Source organism: Pseudomonas sp. PB101 (assembly GCF_009764265.1).
In the GTDB taxonomy this organism is placed as follows: domain Bacteria; phylum Pseudomonadota; class Gammaproteobacteria; order Pseudomonadales; family Pseudomonadaceae; genus Aquipseudomonas.
In genome coordinates this window covers 69553-88577 of sequence record NZ_RWIR01000067.1, presented here as the reverse complement: position 1 = coordinate 88577, position 19025 = coordinate 69553, and the positions used below count along the sequence as shown (strand labels likewise).

The following is a 19025-nucleotide window of genomic DNA, read 5'->3' as shown; positions in this document are numbered from 1 at the left end:
CCGGCCGCCGAAATGGCCGCCGACGGCTTTTTCCGGATCGCGTTGGGCGTCGAATACAAAGGCTCGCGCTACCGCGGCTGGCAGCGCCAGGCGTCCGGGGTGCTCACCGTGCAGGAAACCCTCGAGAATGCCTTGTCCAAAGTCGCCGACGCGCCCGTTTCGCTGATGTGCGCCGGGCGTACCGACGCCGGGGTGCATGCCTGCGGACAGGTGGTGCATTTCGACACCCAGGTCGAGCGTTCGATGAAGGCCTGGACCATGGGCGCCAACATCAACTTGCCCCACGACGTCAGTGTCAGTTGGGCCAAGGTCATGCCGGCGCATTTCCATGCACGGTTCAAGGCCATCGCCCGGCGTTATCGCTACGTGATCTACAACGATCAGATCCGTCCGGCGCAAATGAACGAAGAAGTGACCTGGAATCACCGTCCACTGGACGTCGAGCGCATGGCCGAGGCCGCCCGGTACTTGCTCGGCACCCATGATTTCAGTGCATTCCGCGCCGGTCAGTGCCAGGCCAAGTCGCCGATCAAGGAACTGCATCACCTGCGCGTCACCCGCCACGGCAAGATGATCGTGCTGGACATTCGCGCCAGCGCCTTCCTGCACCACATGGTGCGTAACATTGCCGGGGTGCTGATGACCATTGGCGCCGGCGAGCGTCCGGTGGAGTGGATGAAAGAGGTGCTGGAGAGCCGGATTCGCCGCACCGGTGGCGTGACCGCGCATCCGTTCGGCCTGTATCTGGTGCAGGTCGAGTACCGCGACGAGTTCGAGTTGCCCGAGCGTTACATCGGCCCACACTTCCTGACCGGCTTCTCGGAACTTGGCGGCTGACGCCCTCGAATGCTTTTGTTACCATCCGGGACTTTCCCGGATTTGTCTTGGAGTTGTGTCGACATGTCAGCCGTTCGCAGCAAGATCTGTGGGATTACCCGCATAGAGGATGCGTTGGCAGCCGTCGAGGCCGGGGCGGATGCCATCGGATTCGTGTTCTACGCCAAAAGCCCCCGTGCGGTAACGTTCCAGCAGGCGCGCTCGATCATCAAGGCGCTGCCGCCGTTCGTGACTACCGTGGGCCTGTTCGTCAATGCGAGCCGGTGCGAGTTGGGTGAACTGCTCGACGCGGTGCCCCTGGACCTTCTGCAATTTCACGGCGATGAAAGCGCAGAGGATTGCGAAGGCTGGCACCGCCCGTACATCAAGGCGCTGCGGGTCAAGGCGGGCGATGACATCGCCGCGGCCTGCGATGCCTATGCCAGTGCCAGTGGAATCCTGCTCGATGCCTATGTCGAAGGCGTTCCCGGAGGAACCGGCGAGGCCTTTGACTGGTCACTGATACCGCATGGCTTGAGCAAACCGATCATTCTGGCCGGCGGTCTGACGCCGGATAACGTCGCCGAAGCGATTGCCCGCGTCCGGCCTTATGCCGTGGATGTCAGCGGCGGGGTAGAGGCGAGCAAGGGCATCAAGGATCACGCAAGGATCCAGGCATTTATCAAAGCGGTACGCGGTAGCACCTGTTGATGTGACGGCTGGCAGACTGCCGCCGTCCACTGCACTGTACAAAGCGGATGCACTGCACAATGCAGGCAGATCCGAGGGTTTGTGGTTGCACGCAGGTCATGTTTCGCGCTGACCGCGGCAGTCCATCACCGCACACATGAATTTAGCGCTAGGGCATACACGGGGCTGCGAACCAGAGCGTTCGGGCCGCCGGTACTGGAGAAAGAAAGCATGAGCAACTGGTTAGTAGACAAACTGATCCCTTCGATCATGCGTTCCGAGGTCAAGAAGAGCTCGGTGCCTGAAGGTCTTTGGCACAAATGCCCGTCTTGCGAGGCTGTGCTGTATCGTCCGGAGCTGGAAAAGACCCTGGACGTTTGCCCCAAGTGCAACCATCACATGCGTATCGGCGCCCGCGCCCGCATCGACATCTTCCTCGATGTTGAAGGCCGTGCCGAGCTGGGTGCGGACCTTGAGCCGGTTGACCGTCTGAAATTCCGCGACGGCAAGAAGTACAAGGACCGCCTGACCGCTGCACAAAAGCAGACCGGCGAAAAAGACGCACTGGTTTCCATGAGCGGCACGTTGCTGGGCATGCCGGTGGTGGTTTCGGCGTTCGAGTTTTCCTTCATGGGCGGTTCGATGGGCGCCATCGTTGGCGAGCGTTTCGTACGCGCCGCCAACTACGCCCTGGAAAAACGCTGCCCGATGATCTGCTTTGCCGCTTCCGGCGGTGCGCGGATGCAGGAAGCGCTGATTTCCCTGATGCAAATGGCCAAGACCTCCGCGGTGCTGGCGCGTCTGCGCGAAGAAGGCATCCCGTTCATCTCCGTGTTGACCGATCCGGTCTACGGCGGCGTTTCCGCCAGTCTGGCGATGCTGGGCGACGTGATTGTCGGCGAGCCGAAGGCTTTGATCGGTTTTGCCGGTCCGCGCGTGATCGAGCAGACCGTGCGTGAAAAACTGCCGGAAGGCTTCCAGCGCAGCGAGTTCCTGCTGGAGCACGGTGCCATCGACATGATCATCGACCGTCAGGAACTGCGTCCGCGCCTGGGCAACCTGCTGGCGCAAATGATGGGCCTGCCGACGCCGAAGTTCGTCGCTGCACCCATCGAGCCGATCGTGGTTCCACCGGTACCTGCCAGCCTATGACCCAACGTACCCTTGGCGAATGGCTCGCCTACCTTGAACAGTTGCACCCTTCGGCCATCGACATGGGGCTGGAGCGGTCGCAGCAGGTAGCGTCCCGCATGGGACTGGGCAAGCCGGCGCCACGGGTGATCACGGTCACCGGGACCAACGGCAAGGGTTCCACCTGCGCGTTCGTGGCGTCCTTGTTGCGGGCCCAGGGCTTGAGAGTGGGGGTCTACAATTCCCCACACTTGCTGCGCTACAACGAGCGGGTGACGGTCAACGGCGTCGAGGCCAGTGACGCCGAGCTCTGCGAGGCCTTTGCTGCGGTAGAGGCCGGGCGTGGCGACACTTCCCTGACGTACTTCGAAATGGGCACCCTCGCGGCGTTTTGGCTGTTCCAGCACTCCGGGCTCGATGCCGTGGTGCTGGAAGTCGGTCTGGGCGGTCGCCTGGACACGGTCAACGTGGTGGACGCCGACATGGCGCTGGTTACCAGTATCGGCGTCGATCATGCCGATTACCTCGGTGACACCCGTGAGTCCGTGGCTTTCGAGAAGGCCGGCATTTTCCGTCAGGACGCGCCTGCGCTCTGCGGCGACCTGAATCCTCCACAACCCCTGCTGGACAAGGCGCGCGAGCTCAATTGTCCGTTTTTCCTGCGTGGGCGTGATTTTGATCTCGGCCTCACCGATCAGAACTGGCAGTGGCGCGGTGTCGATGCGCAAGGGCGTGCGGTTGAGCTGCGCGATCTGCCGCTGCTTGATCTGCCGATGGAAAACGCCGCGCTGGCGTTGCAGGCTTACCTGCTGCTCGGTCTGCCTTGGGTGGATGCGCAGATTGTCGAAGCGCTGCGGGCAACGAAGGTGGTCGGTCGCCTGGATCGCCGCGAAATCGAATGGCAAGGCAAGCGTTTGAATTTATTGCTGGATGTGGGGCATAACCCGCATGCGGCGGAGTATCTGGCCCGTCGCCTGGCCAGCCGTCCACCGGTCGGCAAGCGCCTGGCGGTGTTCGGGCTGCTGGCGGACAAGGATCTGGATGGTGTTGTCGGCGAATTGAGTGCTAGTGTCCAGCACTGGGCTGTCGCACCGCTGGATTCGCCCCGGGCGCGTCCGGTTGCGGACCTGCGCGATGCATTGCAGGGTCTTGGTGCTTCGGTCGCGTCATACGACAGTGTCGCGGCCGCTCTGGAAGGGCAGTGCGCGCAGGCCACGAGCGACGACGAAATACTGTTGTTCGGATCATTTTATTGTGTCGCCGAGGCCCTTGAATGGCTGGCCCGGCGCTCCACGGAGGAAGCGGCAAATGGCATTGCTGGATAAGGCATACAAACAGCGCATGGTTGGCGCTCTGGTGTTGGTCGCGCTGGCGGTGATTTTTCTGCCGATGCTGTTTTCCCGCCAGGACGAACAGCGCCAGGTGACGGTCGAGGCGCCAGCGGCTCCGCAGGCGCCTGCGTTGCCGCCGGTGCAGGTCGAGCCCGTGGTGGTGCCTGAGCCGCAAGCCTTGCCTCAGGAACCTGTGCCGAGCGACGACGAAATCGCCCAGCAGGAATCGGCAGTGCCGGTTGCGCCCGTTGCTCCGGCACCGGCCGCCAAACCGGTTACGCCATCGCCTGCACCGGTCCCGGCGCTGGCCGCCAAGCCTGCAACTGCGCCTGCCCAGCCGATCACGGCGGCACCGGGCAAGCCGGACACCACGCCAAGCCGCGTCGATGCCAATGGTTTGTCGGTCAGCTGGTCGGTGCAACTGGCCAGCCTGGCGAACCGTGAAAGCGCGGAAAAGCTTCAGAAAACCCTGCGCAGCCAGGGCTACAACGCCTACATCCGTACCGCCGACGGCAAAAACCGGGTGTTTGTCGGGCCGCTGATCGAGCGCGCAGAAGCCGATCGTCTGCGTGACTTGCTCAACCGCCAGCAGAACCTCAAGGGGTTTGTGGTGCGCTTTCAACCGGAACGTGGCTAAAAACTATCGCCCCGATATGAAATGCACTGACAATCGCAGCTTACCGATAAGCATGGGCTCTGCTAAAATGCGCCGCCTTATCCGTCTGTAGGCTGCACTGTGCCATTTACCTGGGTTGACTGGGCGATCGTAGCAATCGTCGCCATCTCCGCATTGATCAGTCTGAGCCGCGGCTTCGTCAAAGAAGCGCTGTCGCTGCTGACCTGGATCATCGCAGGAGTCGTTGCCTGGATGTTCGGTGGCTCACTGTCCGAGTACCTCGGCGGGTACATTCAAACACCGTCGGCCCGTATAATCACGGGCTGTGCCATCATGTTTGTCGCCACTTTAATCGTAGGCGCAATGATCAATTATCTTATCGGCGAACTGGTTCGCGTCACCGGGCTCTCCGGGACCGACCGATTCCTCGGCATGGCCTTCGGCGCCGCGCGTGGCGGGTTGCTGGTGGTCATTGCCGTCGGGCTGTTGAGCCTGGGGCCGGTACAGCAGGACGGGTGGTGGAAAGAGTCACAGCTCGTGCCAAAATTTCTATTGGTCGCCGACTGGTCCAAAAACCTGATCCTCGGGTGGAGCAGTCAGTGGCTTGCCAGCGGAATCAGCGTACCCGCTGATATTCCGTTCAAGGAGCAACTCTTGCCGACGGCCAAAACGCCTCAGTGAGTAGTGCTCAGTTCAGATCCATTAAGTAGGGGTTGCGTCGCATGTGTGGCATCGTCGGTATCGTCGGTAAGTCGAACGTCAATCAGGCGCTGTATGACGCGCTAACCGTCCTCCAGCACCGCGGCCAGGACGCTGCCGGTATCGTGACCAGCCATGATGGCCGGTTATTCCTGCGCAAGGACAACGGCCTGGTGCGTGACGTGTTCCAGCAGCGTCACATGCAGCGCCTGGTCGGTCACATGGGCATTGGCCATGTGCGTTATCCGACCGCGGGCAGCTCGACGTCGGCCGAAGCTCAACCGTTTTACGTCAACTCGCCTTACGGCATCACCCTGGCGCACAACGGTAACCTGACCAACGTTGAACAACTGGCCAAGGAGATTTACGAATCTGACCTGCGCCACGTCAACACCAGCTCCGATTCGGAAGTGCTGCTCAACGTGTTCGCTCACGAACTGGCCCAGCGCGGCAAGTTGCAGCCGACCGAAGAAGACGTGTTCGCCGCCGTCACCGACGTGCACAACCGTTGCGTCGGTGGTTACGCCGTCGTGGCGATGATCACCGGCTACGGCATCGTCGGTTTCCGCGATCCGCACGGCATCCGCCCGATCGTGTTCGGCCAGCGTCACACCGACGAAGGCGTCGAGTACATGATCGCCTCGGAAAGCGTTTCCCTGGACGTGCTGGGCTTCACCCTGATTCGCGACCTGGCACCGGGCGAAGCGGTCTACATCACTGAAGAGGGCAAGCTCTACACCCGTCAGTGCGCGACCAACCCGTCCCTGACCCCGTGCATCTTCGAACACGTCTACCTGGCGCGTCCGGATTCGATCATCGACGGCGTATCGGTCTACAAGGCCCGCCTGCGCATGGGTGAGAAACTCGCCGAGAAGATCCAGCGCGAGCGTCCGGATCACGACATCGACGTGGTCATCCCGATCCCGGACACCAGCCGCACCGCCGCGCTGGAACTGGCGAACCACCTGGGCGTGAAGTTCCGCGAAGGCTTCGTGAAGAACCGCTACATCGGCCGGACCTTCATCATGCCGGGCCAGGCTGCGCGCAAGAAATCCGTACGGCAGAAACTCAACGCCATCGAACTGGAATTTCGCGGCAAGAACGTGATGCTGGTGGATGACTCCATCGTTCGCGGTACCACGTGCAAGCAGATCATCCAGATGGCCCGCGAAGCCGGCGCCAAGAACGTCTACTTCTGCTCCGCGGCGCCAGCCGTTCGCTACCCGAACGTCTACGGCATCGACATGCCGAGCGCGCACGAGCTGATCGCACACAACCGTTCGACCCAGGACGTGGCTGACCTGATCGGCGCCGACTGGCTGATCTATCAGGACCTGCCTGACTTGATCGAAGCGGTCGGTGGCGGCAAGATCAAGATCGACAAGTTCGATTGTGCGGTGTTCGACGGCCAGTACGTCACCGGCGACGTCGATGAGGCTTACCTGAACAAGATCGAACAGGCACGCAACGATGCCTCGAAGGTCAAGACGCAGGCAGTCAGCGCGATCATCGACCTGTACAACAACTGAGTAATTACCGGCCCTGAGGGGCCGGTTTTGTATCTGGCTTTTAATTTTCGAGATTAGGGAAAGGAGTGACAGCATGAGTCAGGATTGGGATGCCGGTCGGTTGGACAGCGACCTCGAAGGCGTAGCGTTCGATACCCTGGCCGTACGTGCCGGTCAGCACCGTACGCCGGAAGGCGAACACGGTGATCCGATGTTCTTCACTTCCAGCTATGTATTCCGTACCGCTGCCGACGCCGCTGCACGCTTTGCTGGCGAAGTACCCGGCAACGTTTACTCGCGCTACACCAACCCGACCGTGCGCGCCTTCGAAGAGCGCATCGCCGCGCTGGAAAGCGCCGAGCAAGCCGTGGCCACTGCAACCGGCATGGCGGCGATCATGGCGGTGGTGATGAGCCTGTGCAGCGCCGGCGATCACGTATTGGTGTCGCGCAGCGTGTTCGGTTCGACCATCAGCCTGTTCGAGAAGTACTTCAAGCGTTTCGGCATCGAAGTCGATTACGTGGCCCTGGCGGATTTGTCCGGTTGGGACGCAGCGATCAAGGCCAACACCAAACTGCTGTTCGTCGAATCGCCGTCCAATCCGCTGGCCGAACTGGTCGACATCGCCGAACTGGCGAAAATCGCTCACGCCAAAGGCGCGATGCTGGTGGTCGACAACTGCTTCTGCACCCCGGCCTTGCAACAGCCGCTGAAAATGGGCGCGGACATCGTCGTGCACTCGGCCACCAAGTTCATCGACGGCCAGGGTCGTTGCATGGGTGGCGTGGTTGCCGGTCGCAGCGAGCAGATGAAGGAAGTGGTGGGCTTCCTGCGTACCGCTGGGCCGACCCTGAGCCCGTTCAACGCCTGGATCTTCCTCAAGGGCCTGGAAACCCTGAACCTGCGGATGAAGGCCCATTGCGCCAACGCCCAGCAACTGGCCGAGTGGCTGGAGCAGCAGGACGGCATCGAGAAAGTCCATTACGCCGGCCTCAAGAGCCATCCGCAGCACGAACTGGCACTGCGCCAGCAGAAGGGCTTCGGTGCGGTGGTCAGTTTTGAAGTGAAGGGCGGCAAAGAGGGTGCCTGGCGCTTTATCGATGCCACGCGCCTGATTTCGATCACTGCCAACCTGGGCGATAGCAAAACCACCATCACCCACCCGAGCACCACGTCCCATGGTCGTTTGGCGCCACAGGAGCGTGAAGCGGCGGGCATTCGTGACAGCCTGATCCGCGTGGCGGTCGGCCTGGAAGACGTGGCGGACCTGCAAGCCGATCTGGCGCGCGGTCTGGCTGCGCTGTGATCGAGTTGTCTGCGCCGACCTCGGGCTCGAACGGCCGCGTAGCGCTGGTGACCGGTGCTGCGCGCGGTATCGGCCTGGGGATCTCGGCCTGGCTGATCAGTGAAGGCTGGCAAGTCGTGTTGACGGACCTGGACCGCGAGCGCGGTTCGAAAGTGGCGAAGGTGCTGGGCGACAACGCCTGGTTCATCGCCATGGATGTCTCCAATGAAGGGCAGGTTGCGCTGGGCGTGGCCGAGGTGCTCGGCCAGTTCGGGCGCCTGGATGCGCTGGTCTGCAATGCCGCGGTGGCCGACCCGCACAACATCACCCTGGAAAGTCTCGATCTGGCTCACTGGAATCGGGTGTTGGCGGTGAACCTCAGTGGGCCGATGCTGCTGGCCAAGCACTGTGCGCCGTACCTGCGCGCTCACAACGGTGCCATCGTCAACCTGGCCTCGACCCGGGCCGGGCAGTCGGAACCCGACACCGAGGCTTACGCGGCGAGCAAGGGCGGCTTGTTGGCCCTGACTCACGCGTTGGCCATCAGCCTTGGTCCGGAGATCCGGGTCAATGCGGTCAGCCCTGGCTGGATCGACGCCCGCGACCCCTCGGTGCGCCGTGCCGAGCCGTTGACCGAAGCCGATCATGCCCAGCATCCGGCGGGCAGGGTAGGGACGGTCGAGGATGTCGCGGCGATGGTGGCCTGGCTGCTGTCGAGGAACGCCGGGTTTGTCACCGGCCAGGAATTCGTGGTCGATGGCGGCATGACCAAGAAGATGATCTACAGCGAGTGACACTGGCGGATCTGATCAACTGTAGGAGCGAGCCTGCTCGCGATCGGTCGGAACATTCAGCATCCAGGTTGGCTGGCAGGCCGCCATCGCTGGCAAGCCAGCTCCCACAGGTTTTATGCGGATTTTGTCTTTTTCAGAAAAACTTCAATCCTGCTATTGACTTAGGTTCGCTACCTGCGTAAATTTCGCGGCCTCGGAGATGCAAACGGGTGATTAGCTCAGCTGGGAGAGCGTCTGCCTTACAAGCAGAATGTCGGCGGTTCGATCCCGTCATCACCCACCACTTCCGAGATACTTGCGAAAGCAAGAGGTAGGCTGAAATGCCTCCACCGACGCGCAGCGGTAGTTCAGTCGGTTAGAATACCGGCCTGTCACGCCGGGGGTCGCGGGTTCGAGTCCCGTCCGCTGCGCCATTATTTACGAAGCAGATTTCGATCTGGTTCGCGATTGAAAAGCACCGAAGCTTTCAGTCACATGAGATACTTGGGCGAAAGTCCAAAGCGATACGCAGCGGTAGTTCAGTCGGTTAGAATACCGGCCTGTCACGCCGGGGGTCGCGGGTTCGAGTCCCGTCCGCTGCGCCATATCTGCACCGAGGCCCACTGAACGCCTTGGAGCTACGAAGAAACCACTGGTTACTTCGAGTCGATAGCAAAGACCCTGGTCGAAAGGCCGGGGTTTTTTGTGTCTGAAATTTGAGTTTTTGCGACCCATTCTGCAGGAGCGAGCAAGCGCGCTCCTGCACGGTTGTTGGTGTTGCGCAATCAGCCTTGCAAATACACCGCATGAGTATGGGTGTACTCATACAACCCATGCTTGCCATCCGCACCACCAATCCACGATTTGCGCACGCCGGCATGGAAACCCTGCATCGCTTCGAAGTTTTCGCGATTGACGTAGGTTTCGCCAAAATCCAGCTCACGCATCGCCTGCATGGTTTTGCTCAGGTCGCGGGTGTAGATCGACGAAGTCAGGCCATAGTCGCAGTCGTTGGCCATGGCGATGGCTTCGTCCAGGTCGTCGATGATCTGGATTGGCAGCACCGGACCGAAAATCTCTTCGCGCATGATCTCCATGTCCGCACGGCAACCCGCGAGCACCGTTGGCTGAAAGTGGAAACCATTGGGCAGGTCGGCAATCTGTCCACCGCTGATCAGGTTGGCGCCCTGGCTCAACGCGGTGCGGACCTTGCGGTTGACGCTGTCCAGGCCCTGGCGATTGATCAGCGGACCCATTTCCACATCAGGCTGCGCAATCGGATCGCCGTAGCGGGTCGCGCTCATTGCCGCAGCGATGCGCTCGATAAATTGATCCGCCACCTTGCGCTCGACATACACCCGCTCGGCGCAGTTGCACACCTGCCCGCTGTTGATGATCCGCGAATCGCGGATCGCCCTCACCGCAAGGTCGAGGTCTGCATCCGCCAGCACAATGGCCGGCGCCTTGCCGCCCAGCTCCAGATTGAGCTTGGTGATGTTTGGCGCGGCGGCGGCCATGATCCGCGAGCCGGTGTCGACGCTGCCGGTGAAGCTGATCATGTCCACGCCTTTGTGCGCGCTCAGTGCCGAGCCCACTCGACCGTCACCGCAAACCACGTTGAATACGCCGGCCGGCAAGTCGGTTTCGGCCACCAGTCGGGCGAATTCGAAACAGTTGTTCGGGGTTTCTTCGCTGGGCTTGATGACGATGGTGTTGCCGGTCAGCAGGGCCGGGGCCATCTTGCGGGCGATCAGGAAGAAGGGGAAATTCCACGGCAGGATCCCGGCCACCACGCCCAACGGTTTGCGGAACAGGAAGATGTTTTCGTTCTGGCGGTCGCTGGTGATGATTTCGCCTTCGATGCGCCGGGCCCATTCGGCCATGTAGTCGAGGTAGTCGGCGGTGAAATTCACTTCGACTTCCGCCAGGCCACTGATCTTGCCTTGTTCCAGGGTGATGGTGCGCGCGAGGTGCGCAACGTTTTCCCGCAGTTTGGCAGCAATGCGGCGCAGGTAACCGGCGCGCTCGTTCGCCGGTTTGCGTGCCCAGTCCTTTTGCGCGGAGCGGGCGGCAGCGAGGGCGCGATCGACGTCTTCGGCGGTCGAAGCCGGGACTTTCGACAGCACGGCGCCGGTGGCCGGGTTGATCACATCGAGGTGGGCAGCGCTGGCCACGAACTGGCCGTTGATGAAGTTTTCGTAAACAGGCACGGACGGCATGGTGCGACTCCTTGGCAGATCAGTAAGTGCGTGAAGGTGCTTGAGCGCTGGCGGGTTCGCGATAGCGGGCGAGGGTGGCCATGGCGCCTTGGCGCAGCAGGCTGATGTCGATGGCCACCGCAATGAACTGGCAGCCCCAGCGCTGGTAGCGGCGTGCGTCTTCTTCGTTGGGGGCGAGAATCCCGCAGGCCTTGCCCGCCGCCAGCGTGGCGTTCACGGCATGTTGAATCCGCTCCTGGACTTGCGGGTGGCCGGGGTTGCCGGCATGGCCCAGGCCGATCGACAAATCCGCCGGCCCGATAAACACCGCATCCACGCCCTCGACGGCGGCGATCGCTGCGACGTTTTCCACGCCGGTGCGCGACTCCACCTGCACGATCAGGCACAGTTGTTCATGGGCGGTATTCAGGTAATCCGGCACGCCGTCCCAGCGGGTGGCGCGGGTCAGGCCGCCGCCGACTCCGCGAATGCCGTGGGGCGGGTAGCGCATGGCGCGCACCAGTGCCTGTGCCTGCTCGGCGGTTTCGACCATCGGGATCATCAGCGTCTGCGCGCCGATATCCAGCAATTGCTTGATCAGGTTGGCGTCACCATTCACCGCGCGCACCACCGGCGCGGTCGAGTAAGGCGCCACGGCCTGCAACTGGGCAAGTACGCCGGGCACTGTATTTGGCGCGTGCTCGCCATCGATCAGCATCCAGTCGTAACCGGTGGTGGCGACGATCTCGGCGGCGTAGCCGGTGGCGAACCCGGCCCAGATTCCGTACCGGGTTTCGCTGTTGTTCAGCGCGGCTTTAAACGCGTTTTGCGGCATGTTCATGTCCAATTCCTTGCTCAGCGGTTGTACGGCCGGTGCAGTTGGCGTTCCGGGTTGAGGGTCACGCCAAAACCTGGCTGGTCGAGCGCCGACAGACGCATGCGGCCATTGATCGGCACCGGCTCACCGAGTAATTGCGGGTGGAACATCGGCACCACTTCGTCGGCCTTCGGCGCCATCATCAGGAACTCGGCGAACGGGCTGTTATGCCGGGTGGCGACGAAGTGGTAGCTGTACACCGACGATCCGTGAGGGATGACCAGCGCGTTGTGGGCGTCGGCCAGGGCCGAGATCTTCACCAGTTCAGTGATCCCGCCGCACCAGCCGACATCTGGCTGGATGATGTCGCAGCAACCCATCTCCAGCAGCATGCGAAAGCCCCAGCGCGTGGCTTCGTGTTCACCGGTGGTCACCAGCATGCCCTTGGGCACGTTGTTGCGCAGGGCCGCGTAGCCCCAGTAATCGTCCGGCGGCAGTGCTTCCTCGATCCACTTCAAACCGTATTCGTGGGCGCCGACCGCCAGTTTGGTGGCGTAGTTGAGGTCCAGGCTCATCCAGCAATCGAGCATCAGCCAGAAGTCCGGGCCGACGCGTTCGCGCATGGTCGCCAGTTCTTCGAGGTTCTTGCGCAGGCCTTCCTCGCCTTCGGCCGGGCCGTGGTGCAGCGGCATCTTGCCGCCGATGAAGCCCATTTTCTGCGCCAGGTCCGGGCGGGCGCCGGTGGCGTAGAACTGCAATTCGTCACGCACCGCACCGCCGAGCAACTGGTGCACGGGCTCCTGGCGGATCTTGCCGAGCAAGTCCCACAGCGCCAGGTCGACGCCGGAAATCGTGTTGATGACGATGCCCTTGCGCCCGTAATACAGTGTCGACTGGTACATCTGGTCCCAGATTTTTTCGATGTCGGTGACACGAGCACCTTCGAGGAAGCGCGCCAGATGCTTTTCGACAATGTAGGCGGCAGGCTCGCCGCCCGTGGTCACGGCAAAGCCGACGGTGCCGTCGCTGGCTTCGATTTCCACCACCAGGGTGCCGAGCACGTTGATGCCGAAGGTGCGGCGGCTCTGGCGGTACTCGGGGTATTTGCTCATTGGCGTGGCAATGTGATCGTCGATCCAGTGGCCGTCGGCCTGGTCGTGATAATCCGCGCCGCCGCCTCGCAGAGTGAAAGCGCGGACGTGTTTGATGGTTGGAATGCCCATGGTGTGATTCCTTTTGTTAAACGGCGGTCAGGTTTAAACGGTGGCCGGTTTGTTCGATGCTTTATGGCCGGGCGCACGTATGCCCAGCACCAGCAACGCGGCGATGACGGTGGTAGCGGACAGCACGTACAAGCCTGCTGCCGGGGAATGGAAGGCGCCTTCGGCCCAGTTCTTCAATACCGGGGCGATGAAGCCACCGAGGGCGCCGAACGAGTTGATCAGGGCGATCCCGGCTGCGGCGGCGCTGCCGGCGAGGTAGCTGGAGGGGAAGGTCCAGAACACCGGTTGCACGGCGATGAAGCCGGAGGCGGCAAAGCACAGGGCGATGATCCCCAGCAGCGGGTTGCTGAAGGTCACCGAGCAGGCGATCCCGGCGGCGGCCATGAGCAAGGTCAGGCAAGCAGTGCGGCGACGTTCGCCGGTGCGGTCGCTGTAGCCGGGAATCAGGTAGGCGGCGATCAATGCGCAGATCCACGGGATCGCCGTGACCAGTCCAACCATCAGTCCGACCTTGGTGCCGAGCAATCCGCCAACCTGGCTCGGCAGGTAAAACACCACGCCGTAGACGCTGGCCTGGATCAGCAGATAAATCAGGCACAGGTACAGCACCGAGGGTTGGCAAATCACGTTGAGCAGGCTGCGGCCGTGGTTCTGTTTATGGCTGTCTTCCTGATCGAGCAGGCTCTGTACTTGCTGGCGTTCCTCGGCGGTCAGCCACTTGGCATCGGCCGGGCGATTGTCCAGGTACCAATAGGCCCAGATGCCCACCGCCGTGGCCATCAAGCCTTCAACAGCGAACAGCCACTGCCAGCCATGGAAACCGGCAAAGCCATCCAGTTCCAGCAGCAGGCCGGACAGCGGGCTGCCGAAGATGAACGCCAGCGGCGCACCGAAGTAGAAGAAACCCATGGCCTTGCCGCGCACGGCGCTGGGGAACCAGTAGGTGAGGTAGAGGATCACGCCGGGGAAGAACCCGGCTTCGGCCACGCCCAGCAGGAAACGCAGGACGTAGAAGCTGGTTTCGTTGTGGGCGAAGACCATGGCGGCGGAGACCAGGCCCCAGGTGACCATGATCCGGCACATCCACAGACGGGCGCCGACGCGGTGCAGGATCAGGTTGCTTGGCACTTCTAGCAGTGCGTAACCGACGAAGAACACCCCGGCACCGAAGGCGAAGGCGGCATCACTGATATGGGTGTCGGCCTGGAAGGCTTGCTTGGCGAACCCGACGTTGGCGCGGTCGAGGAAGGCCATGATGTACATCAGCAGGAGAAACGGCAGCAGCCGCCAGGAAATTTTGGCGAGCAGAGGCGCGGGTAGAGTCTTCATCGCAGTTTTCCTTTGGTAGGGCATTTGTTCTTATGGGGAAGACTGTACGGCCGCTGATCGATGCGTTACAAATCGAATCTAGCTAACAACTGATACCTTCAGGGTATCGATAAAAAAGGCCCGCCATGACCACGCCGACCATCTCTCGCAGCCTGCTCAATCGCCTGCGCTACAAGCATCTGCACATGCTGGTGACGCTCAGCACCAGCCAGAACCTGCACCGCGCTTCGCAAAGCCTGAACATGTCGCAACCGGCGGCAACCCGCATGCTCCATGAGATTGAAGACATGTTTGGTTGCGACCTGTTCGAACGTTTGCCTCGGGGCATGCGCCCGACGGCACTCGGCCAGGAACTGATTCGCTTCGCCGAGTCGGCCATCAGTGGCCTCGACCGCTGCGCCGAAGACCTGATGGCGCGGCAGCAGGGCGGCTACGGCTATCTGTCCATCGGCACCATCATGGGCGCGGCGCCGGGGCTGGTGATGGATTCGATCGCTGAAATCAAGTCGCTCAATCCGCAGTTGCGGATTCGCATCATGGGCGACACCAGCGACCAGGTGATCCAGTTGCTGGAACAGGGGCGCATCGACCTCGCCATCGCCCGGCGCAATGCCGCAACCGACAGTGAGCATTATGTATTCGAGCAACTGGGCAATGAGCGCCTGCTGGTGGTGGTGCATGCCGGCCACCCGCTGGCCCGGCGCAAAAAACTGGACATGGCCGAGTTGGTCAACGACTGGCCGTGGATCCTGCAACCGGAAACCAGCCCGGCGCGCATCGGTCTGGACCAGGTGTTGCAACGCCTGGCGTTGCCGTTGCCGGCGGACATCATCGAGTGCAGTTCGGTGTACTCCATGCAGCAGCTGATTCAACTGACCGACGCGATCATGGTCCTGTCGGAAACCGCATTGCGCGACTATCTTAAAATGGGCCTGGTGGTGGCGCTGCCGGTGGAGCTGGATGTGCAAATGGCACCCTTCGGGTTGTTGTTGCGCAAGGGCGAGCACATCAGTCGGGAGTTAGGGTTGTTCATCGAACTGCTGCGTCGAAAAGTCGCGGTTTTTTGATTCCTTGGTCAGTTTTTAGTTTTCCGCAAAGGCATAAGCCTATAAACTTAACCTTTCGGTCAGCTTTGCACTGTCAACAACAGCCCTTTGCATCGTCGAAAAGGGCCTCTGCAAGACTCGAGATTTCCAGAACATAACCAGAAGGGCGGACCCCATAACCGCCCAGAGGATGATCCATGTCCAACCGTGATATATCCCGGCGCTCGTTCCTTCAGGGCGGGCTGGTAGCGGGTGTGAGCGTGACGCTCACGCCATTGAGCAGCCAGGCGCTGGCCGCCTTGATGGAAAACAGCGTGACCGTGCCGTCCGAGCAGTGGCTCGGCAACAATGGCAAGGCGCGCGCCCGTAACGATGCCTTGTCCAAGGTCTGCGGCAGCAAGGTCTTTGCCCGCGACATCCGCGCCAAGGACATGCCGGGCTGGCCGCAGCAGCAAGGCCACGCCATGCTGCTGAAAACCATCAAGGCCGACCACATCTTTGCCGGCATCGACCTGTCGTGGCTCGACGCCGGGTTGCAGCCGGACCGCATCGTCACGGCCGAAGACCTGGTCAAGGACGGCATCGTGTTCCCTGAGGAGCACGCACCCGATCCACTGTTGCCGGCCGGCAAGGTGCCGATGTTCATCGGTCACCCGGTGGCGATCCTGATCTGGAACGACTTCGAGCGCTTCCGCCAGGCCAAGAACCAACTCAAGTTCAATGACAAGGCAATCCGCTACGGCGAGAAAGTACCGTTCTACGAAGGCGATCCCTACGGCAGCTTCCGCTACGTGCGCGTCGGCGGTGCGACCTCGGCCGACGAAGACGAATTCGCCAGCCTCAAGGACTCGATCCTGTTCCCGATGCTGAAAAACCGTCGTCCGGTGTGGAACTCCCAGCCGAACCTGCACGGCAACCTGACCGAGCGCGGGTTGTTCTACGCCGACCGCATGAAGCAGCAGATCGACACGCCGCCGGACAACTGGCTGGTGTTCGACGAGCGCTACAAGACCCCGTCGATCGAGCCGGCCGCCCTGGAGCCGGACAACGGCAACGGCTGGTACGACCCGGCGACCAAGACCCTGCATTTCGTCGTCGCCACCCAGTGCCCGCTGGAAGCCGCGACCGAAACCGCGAAGATGATCGCGCCGTCGCGTTTCGGCCTGGCCAACCTGAACATGCACCCGGGTTACACCGTCGGTTACGGCTCGAAAGACCACAACATTTTCGTCTACTACGCAGCATTGGCTGCGTTGTACGGCGCCGGTGTGCCGGTGCGCCTGGCCAATGACCGCTACGAGCAGTTCCAGAGCGGCATCAAGCGTCACCCGTTCGACATTCGCTACCAGTTGGCGGTGGACAAGAACGACTACAGCTTCAAGATTTTCCGCTCCGAGATGAGCGTCGACGGCGGCGGGCGAATCAACTACAGCCCATCCGTGGCGGCAGTTGGCGCCACGGCCGCGCAATCGATCTACTACATGCCGCAGAACGATCTGCAGGTCACGGCCTATCACTCCCGCGCCGTTGAAGCCGGGTCGATGCGTGGCTACGGCACCCTGCAGAGCATGGCGGCGACCGAGATGATGGTCGACGAAATCGCCGATCGCCTCGGTGTCGATGCCATCGAACTGCGCCGCAAGAACGCACTGCGCTCGGGCATGAAAAACACCCAGGGCGCGATCCCGGCCGGTGCCTTGCGCCTGCACGAGATTCTCGACAAGGCGGCCGTCCACGACACCTGGAAAAACCGCGCCGCGATCAAGCAGCAACGCGAAGCCGCCGATCCGGACAACTGGTACGGCGTCGGCTTTGCCATCTGCCAGAAAGACTTCGGCACCGGTTCCGAAGCGCCGATGGCCAGCATTGAATTCACCGCCGAAGGTCGCATCAGCCTGCGCCACATCGGTATCGAAATCGGCACCGGCATGTCCACTTCGCAGGCGATGGTCGTGGCCGATTTCCTCGGTCTGCCGGCGCACGAAGTGAAGACCGGCGAAACCGAGTGGAAAGAGTTGCAGCTGGTCAGCGGCGGCAACCCGTACATCATGAGCCAGGCCGAGCAGGACAACTTCCTGCGCAATCCACGCTGGGTCGGCAAGGTGGCTTCGGCTTCCTCGGCCACCAACTCGGCGTACTACTTCAGCCACGCCACCCGCGAAGCGGCGCGCGTGCTGTTCAACCACGGCCTGTGGCCGGCGGCCATGGAAATCTGGCGCCAGGGCCCTTTCGGCGGCCAGGCCAACCCTTACGTGGTGCGCCGCGAAGACGCCCATTGGGTCGACGGCAAGCTCACCGCCAACGGCATGGAACCGCTGCCGTTCGCCATGCTGGCCAAGCGCGTTCACGAGCGTGGCCTGGTGAGCGGTGCCACCGTGCACGGTTTCAACCGCTGGAGCTGGGCCGAGGCCGAGTTCAGCATCGACGGCGTGCGTGAGCGCTTGCCGCTCGACGGCCTGGCGGTCAAGTACGGTGACGGTGCCCCGAATGCGAAGAAGGCGCAGATGAACAGCGCCGGGTTCCATCTGCTGGACCGGCAGGGCATCGCCTACCCGGCGACCCAACTGAACAACGCGGCGGTGACTTACTACAGCCCGGTCGCCACGCTGGTGGAAGTGAAGGTCAACAAGGGTTCGAACGAAGTGTCGGTGCTCAACCACCACTCGTGGGTCGAGTGCGGTCGGGTGCTGGTGGAAGAACTGGTCAGGGGCCAGCTCGAAGGCGGCATCGCCATGGGCATCGGCCATGCGCTGATGGAAGAGATGCCGCTGTACGAAGGCGGACCGGGGGAGGGTGACTGGAACTTCAACCGTTATCGCCTGCCGATGGCGCGTCACGTTGCGGTGTGGAAACAGACGGCGGACATCCTGCCGCCACTGTCGCCAAGCGACCCGTCCAAGGGCATCGCCGAGGTGGTGATGATCCCGGTGGTCGGCGCCATCGGCAACGCCGTGGCCCATGCCATCGGTCAACGTGTCCGCGACCTGCCTATCACTTCTGCACGCATCAAGGAGGCCCTCAATGGCTAACCGTCCGCTTCAACTGACCCTCAACGGTCAATCCGTCGGCCCGGTGGACATCCCTGATGACCTGCCGATGATCGACTACCTGCACGAATACAAGAACCTCACCGGTTCGCGCCTGGGCTGCGGCCAGGGCATCTGCCACGCCTGCGTGGTGATCGTCGACAACCCCGACGGCACCAGCGAAGAAGTGCGCACCTGCATCACCGGCGCGCACTATTTCGAAGGCAAGAAGGTTCGGACCATCGAAGGCCATGCGACCCGCGACGAGCAGGGCAAGGTCACCGAGTTGAACCCGATCCAGCAGCGCTTCGTCGATGAATTCGCCTTCCAGTGCAGCTACTGCGCACCGGGTTTCGTCAATGCCGCGACCGTGCTGGTGGAAAAGCTGCAGCGTCAGCCGATCGTCAAGAGCCAGCTGGAAAAAGTCATCGAGGACAGCCTCGGTCATCACATCTGCCGTTGCACCGGGTACGTGCGCTACTACAGCGCCACCCGCAACGTGCTGACCGATCTCGGCCTGGTCAAGGAGGGTTAAGC

The 19025-nt window shown here is 62.1% G+C and carries 16 protein-coding genes and 3 tRNA genes; 15 read left to right on the top strand and 4 right to left on the bottom strand.

Going from position 1 to position 19025, the window contains the following annotated elements; genetic code table 11:
- Positions 1–12: 12 nt before the first annotated feature.
- From truA to EI969_RS20585, 12 genes are all read left to right on the top strand, one after another.
- The gene (gene truA / locus EI969_RS20640; RefSeq protein WP_160389436.1) at positions 13–837 is read left to right on the top strand and encodes a tRNA pseudouridine(38-40) synthase TruA; all 825 of its coding nucleotides are present in this window, start codon (positions 13–15) and stop codon (positions 835–837) included.
- Positions 838–900: 63 nt separating this feature from the next.
- Positions 901–1527: a phosphoribosylanthranilate isomerase gene (locus tag EI969_RS20635; protein ID WP_160389401.1), complete on the top strand. Its 627-nt coding sequence runs from the start codon at positions 901–903 to the stop codon at positions 1525–1527.
- 210 nt (positions 1528–1737) lie between these two features.
- A complete protein-coding gene (gene accD / locus EI969_RS20630; protein ID WP_008047319.1) occupies positions 1738–2658 on the top strand; it encodes an acetyl-CoA carboxylase, carboxyltransferase subunit beta in 921 nt (306 codons plus the stop codon).
- Positions 2655–3962, top strand: a complete 1308-nt coding sequence (gene folC / locus EI969_RS20625; RefSeq protein WP_160389400.1) for a bifunctional tetrahydrofolate synthase/dihydrofolate synthase — start codon at positions 2655–2657, stop codon at positions 3960–3962. Before accD ends, folC begins: the two co-directional genes overlap by 4 nt.
- Positions 3946–4605 (top strand): SPOR domain-containing protein, encoded by a 660-nt coding sequence (locus EI969_RS20620; RefSeq protein WP_160389399.1) that lies wholly within the window; start codon positions 3946–3948, stop codon positions 4603–4605. Before folC ends, EI969_RS20620 begins: the two co-directional genes overlap by 17 nt.
- A 99-nt stretch (positions 4606–4704) precedes the next feature.
- Positions 4705–5265, top strand: a complete 561-nt coding sequence (locus tag EI969_RS20615; protein WP_056722189.1) for a CvpA family protein — start codon at positions 4705–4707, stop codon at positions 5263–5265.
- A 41-nt stretch (positions 5266–5306) separates the two neighbouring features.
- Positions 5307–6812 (top strand): amidophosphoribosyltransferase, encoded by a 1506-nt coding sequence (gene purF / locus EI969_RS20610; RefSeq protein ID WP_095943671.1) that lies wholly within the window; start codon positions 5307–5309, stop codon positions 6810–6812.
- A 73-nt stretch (positions 6813–6885) separates the two neighbouring features.
- Positions 6886–8097: an O-succinylhomoserine sulfhydrylase gene (locus EI969_RS20605; RefSeq protein ID WP_150715390.1), complete on the top strand. Its 1212-nt coding sequence runs from the start codon at positions 6886–6888 to the stop codon at positions 8095–8097.
- A complete protein-coding gene (locus EI969_RS20600) occupies positions 8094–8870 on the top strand; it encodes an SDR family oxidoreductase (RefSeq protein ID WP_160389398.1) in 777 nt (258 codons plus the stop codon). The genes EI969_RS20605 and EI969_RS20600 overlap by 4 nt, the downstream gene beginning before the upstream one ends.
- A 207-nt stretch (positions 8871–9077) precedes the next feature.
- Positions 9078–9153, top strand: a tRNA-Val gene (locus EI969_RS20595).
- Positions 9154–9206: 53 nt separating this feature from the next.
- Positions 9207–9283: transfer RNA gene (locus EI969_RS20590), tRNA-Asp, on the top strand.
- A 94-nt stretch (positions 9284–9377) separates the two neighbouring features.
- A tRNA-Asp gene (locus EI969_RS20585) sits at positions 9378–9454 on the top strand.
- A 180-nt stretch (positions 9455–9634) separates the two neighbouring features.
- On the opposite strand, the gene aldA is transcribed toward EI969_RS20585, so the two are convergent.
- From aldA to EI969_RS20565, 4 genes are read right to left on the bottom strand one after another with little or no spacing between them, the layout of a single operon-like run.
- On the bottom strand, positions 9635–11068 hold the full coding sequence (gene aldA, locus EI969_RS20580) for an aldehyde dehydrogenase (RefSeq protein WP_160389397.1): 1434 nt from the start codon (positions 11066–11068) through the stop codon (positions 9635–9637).
- A 19-nt stretch (positions 11069–11087) separates the two neighbouring features.
- Positions 11088–11888 carry an aldolase/citrate lyase family protein gene (locus EI969_RS20575; RefSeq protein ID WP_160389396.1) on the bottom strand — a complete coding sequence of 267 codons (801 nt, stop codon included), beginning with the start codon at positions 11886–11888 and terminating at the stop codon, positions 11088–11090.
- 14 nt (positions 11889–11902) lie between these two features.
- Positions 11903–13087: an L-rhamnonate dehydratase gene (gene rhmD, locus EI969_RS20570; protein ID WP_160389395.1), complete on the bottom strand. Its 1185-nt coding sequence runs from the start codon at positions 13085–13087 to the stop codon at positions 11903–11905.
- A 33-nt stretch (positions 13088–13120) separates the two neighbouring features.
- Positions 13121–14416 carry an MFS transporter gene (locus tag EI969_RS20565; protein ID WP_160389394.1) on the bottom strand — a complete coding sequence of 432 codons (1296 nt, stop codon included), beginning with the start codon at positions 14414–14416 and terminating at the stop codon, positions 13121–13123.
- Between the two features lie 125 nt (positions 14417–14541).
- Here EI969_RS20565 and EI969_RS20560 point away from each other — a divergent pair, with 125 nt between their 5' ends.
- The 3 genes from EI969_RS20560 to EI969_RS20550 all read left to right on the top strand — a co-directional run bounded on the left by EI969_RS20560 (position 14542) and on the right by EI969_RS20550 (position 19023).
- The gene (locus EI969_RS20560; protein ID WP_160389393.1) at positions 14542–15483 is read left to right on the top strand and encodes a LysR family transcriptional regulator; all 942 of its coding nucleotides are present in this window, start codon (positions 14542–14544) and stop codon (positions 15481–15483) included.
- A 176-nt stretch (positions 15484–15659) separates the two neighbouring features.
- The gene (locus EI969_RS20555; protein WP_160389392.1) at positions 15660–18491 is read left to right on the top strand and encodes a xanthine dehydrogenase family protein molybdopterin-binding subunit; all 2832 of its coding nucleotides are present in this window, start codon (positions 15660–15662) and stop codon (positions 18489–18491) included.
- On the top strand, positions 18484–19023 hold the full coding sequence (locus EI969_RS20550; RefSeq protein WP_007982256.1) for a (2Fe-2S)-binding protein: 540 nt from the start codon (positions 18484–18486) through the stop codon (positions 19021–19023). Before EI969_RS20555 ends, EI969_RS20550 begins: the two co-directional genes overlap by 8 nt.
- Positions 19024–19025 lie beyond the last annotated feature (2 nt).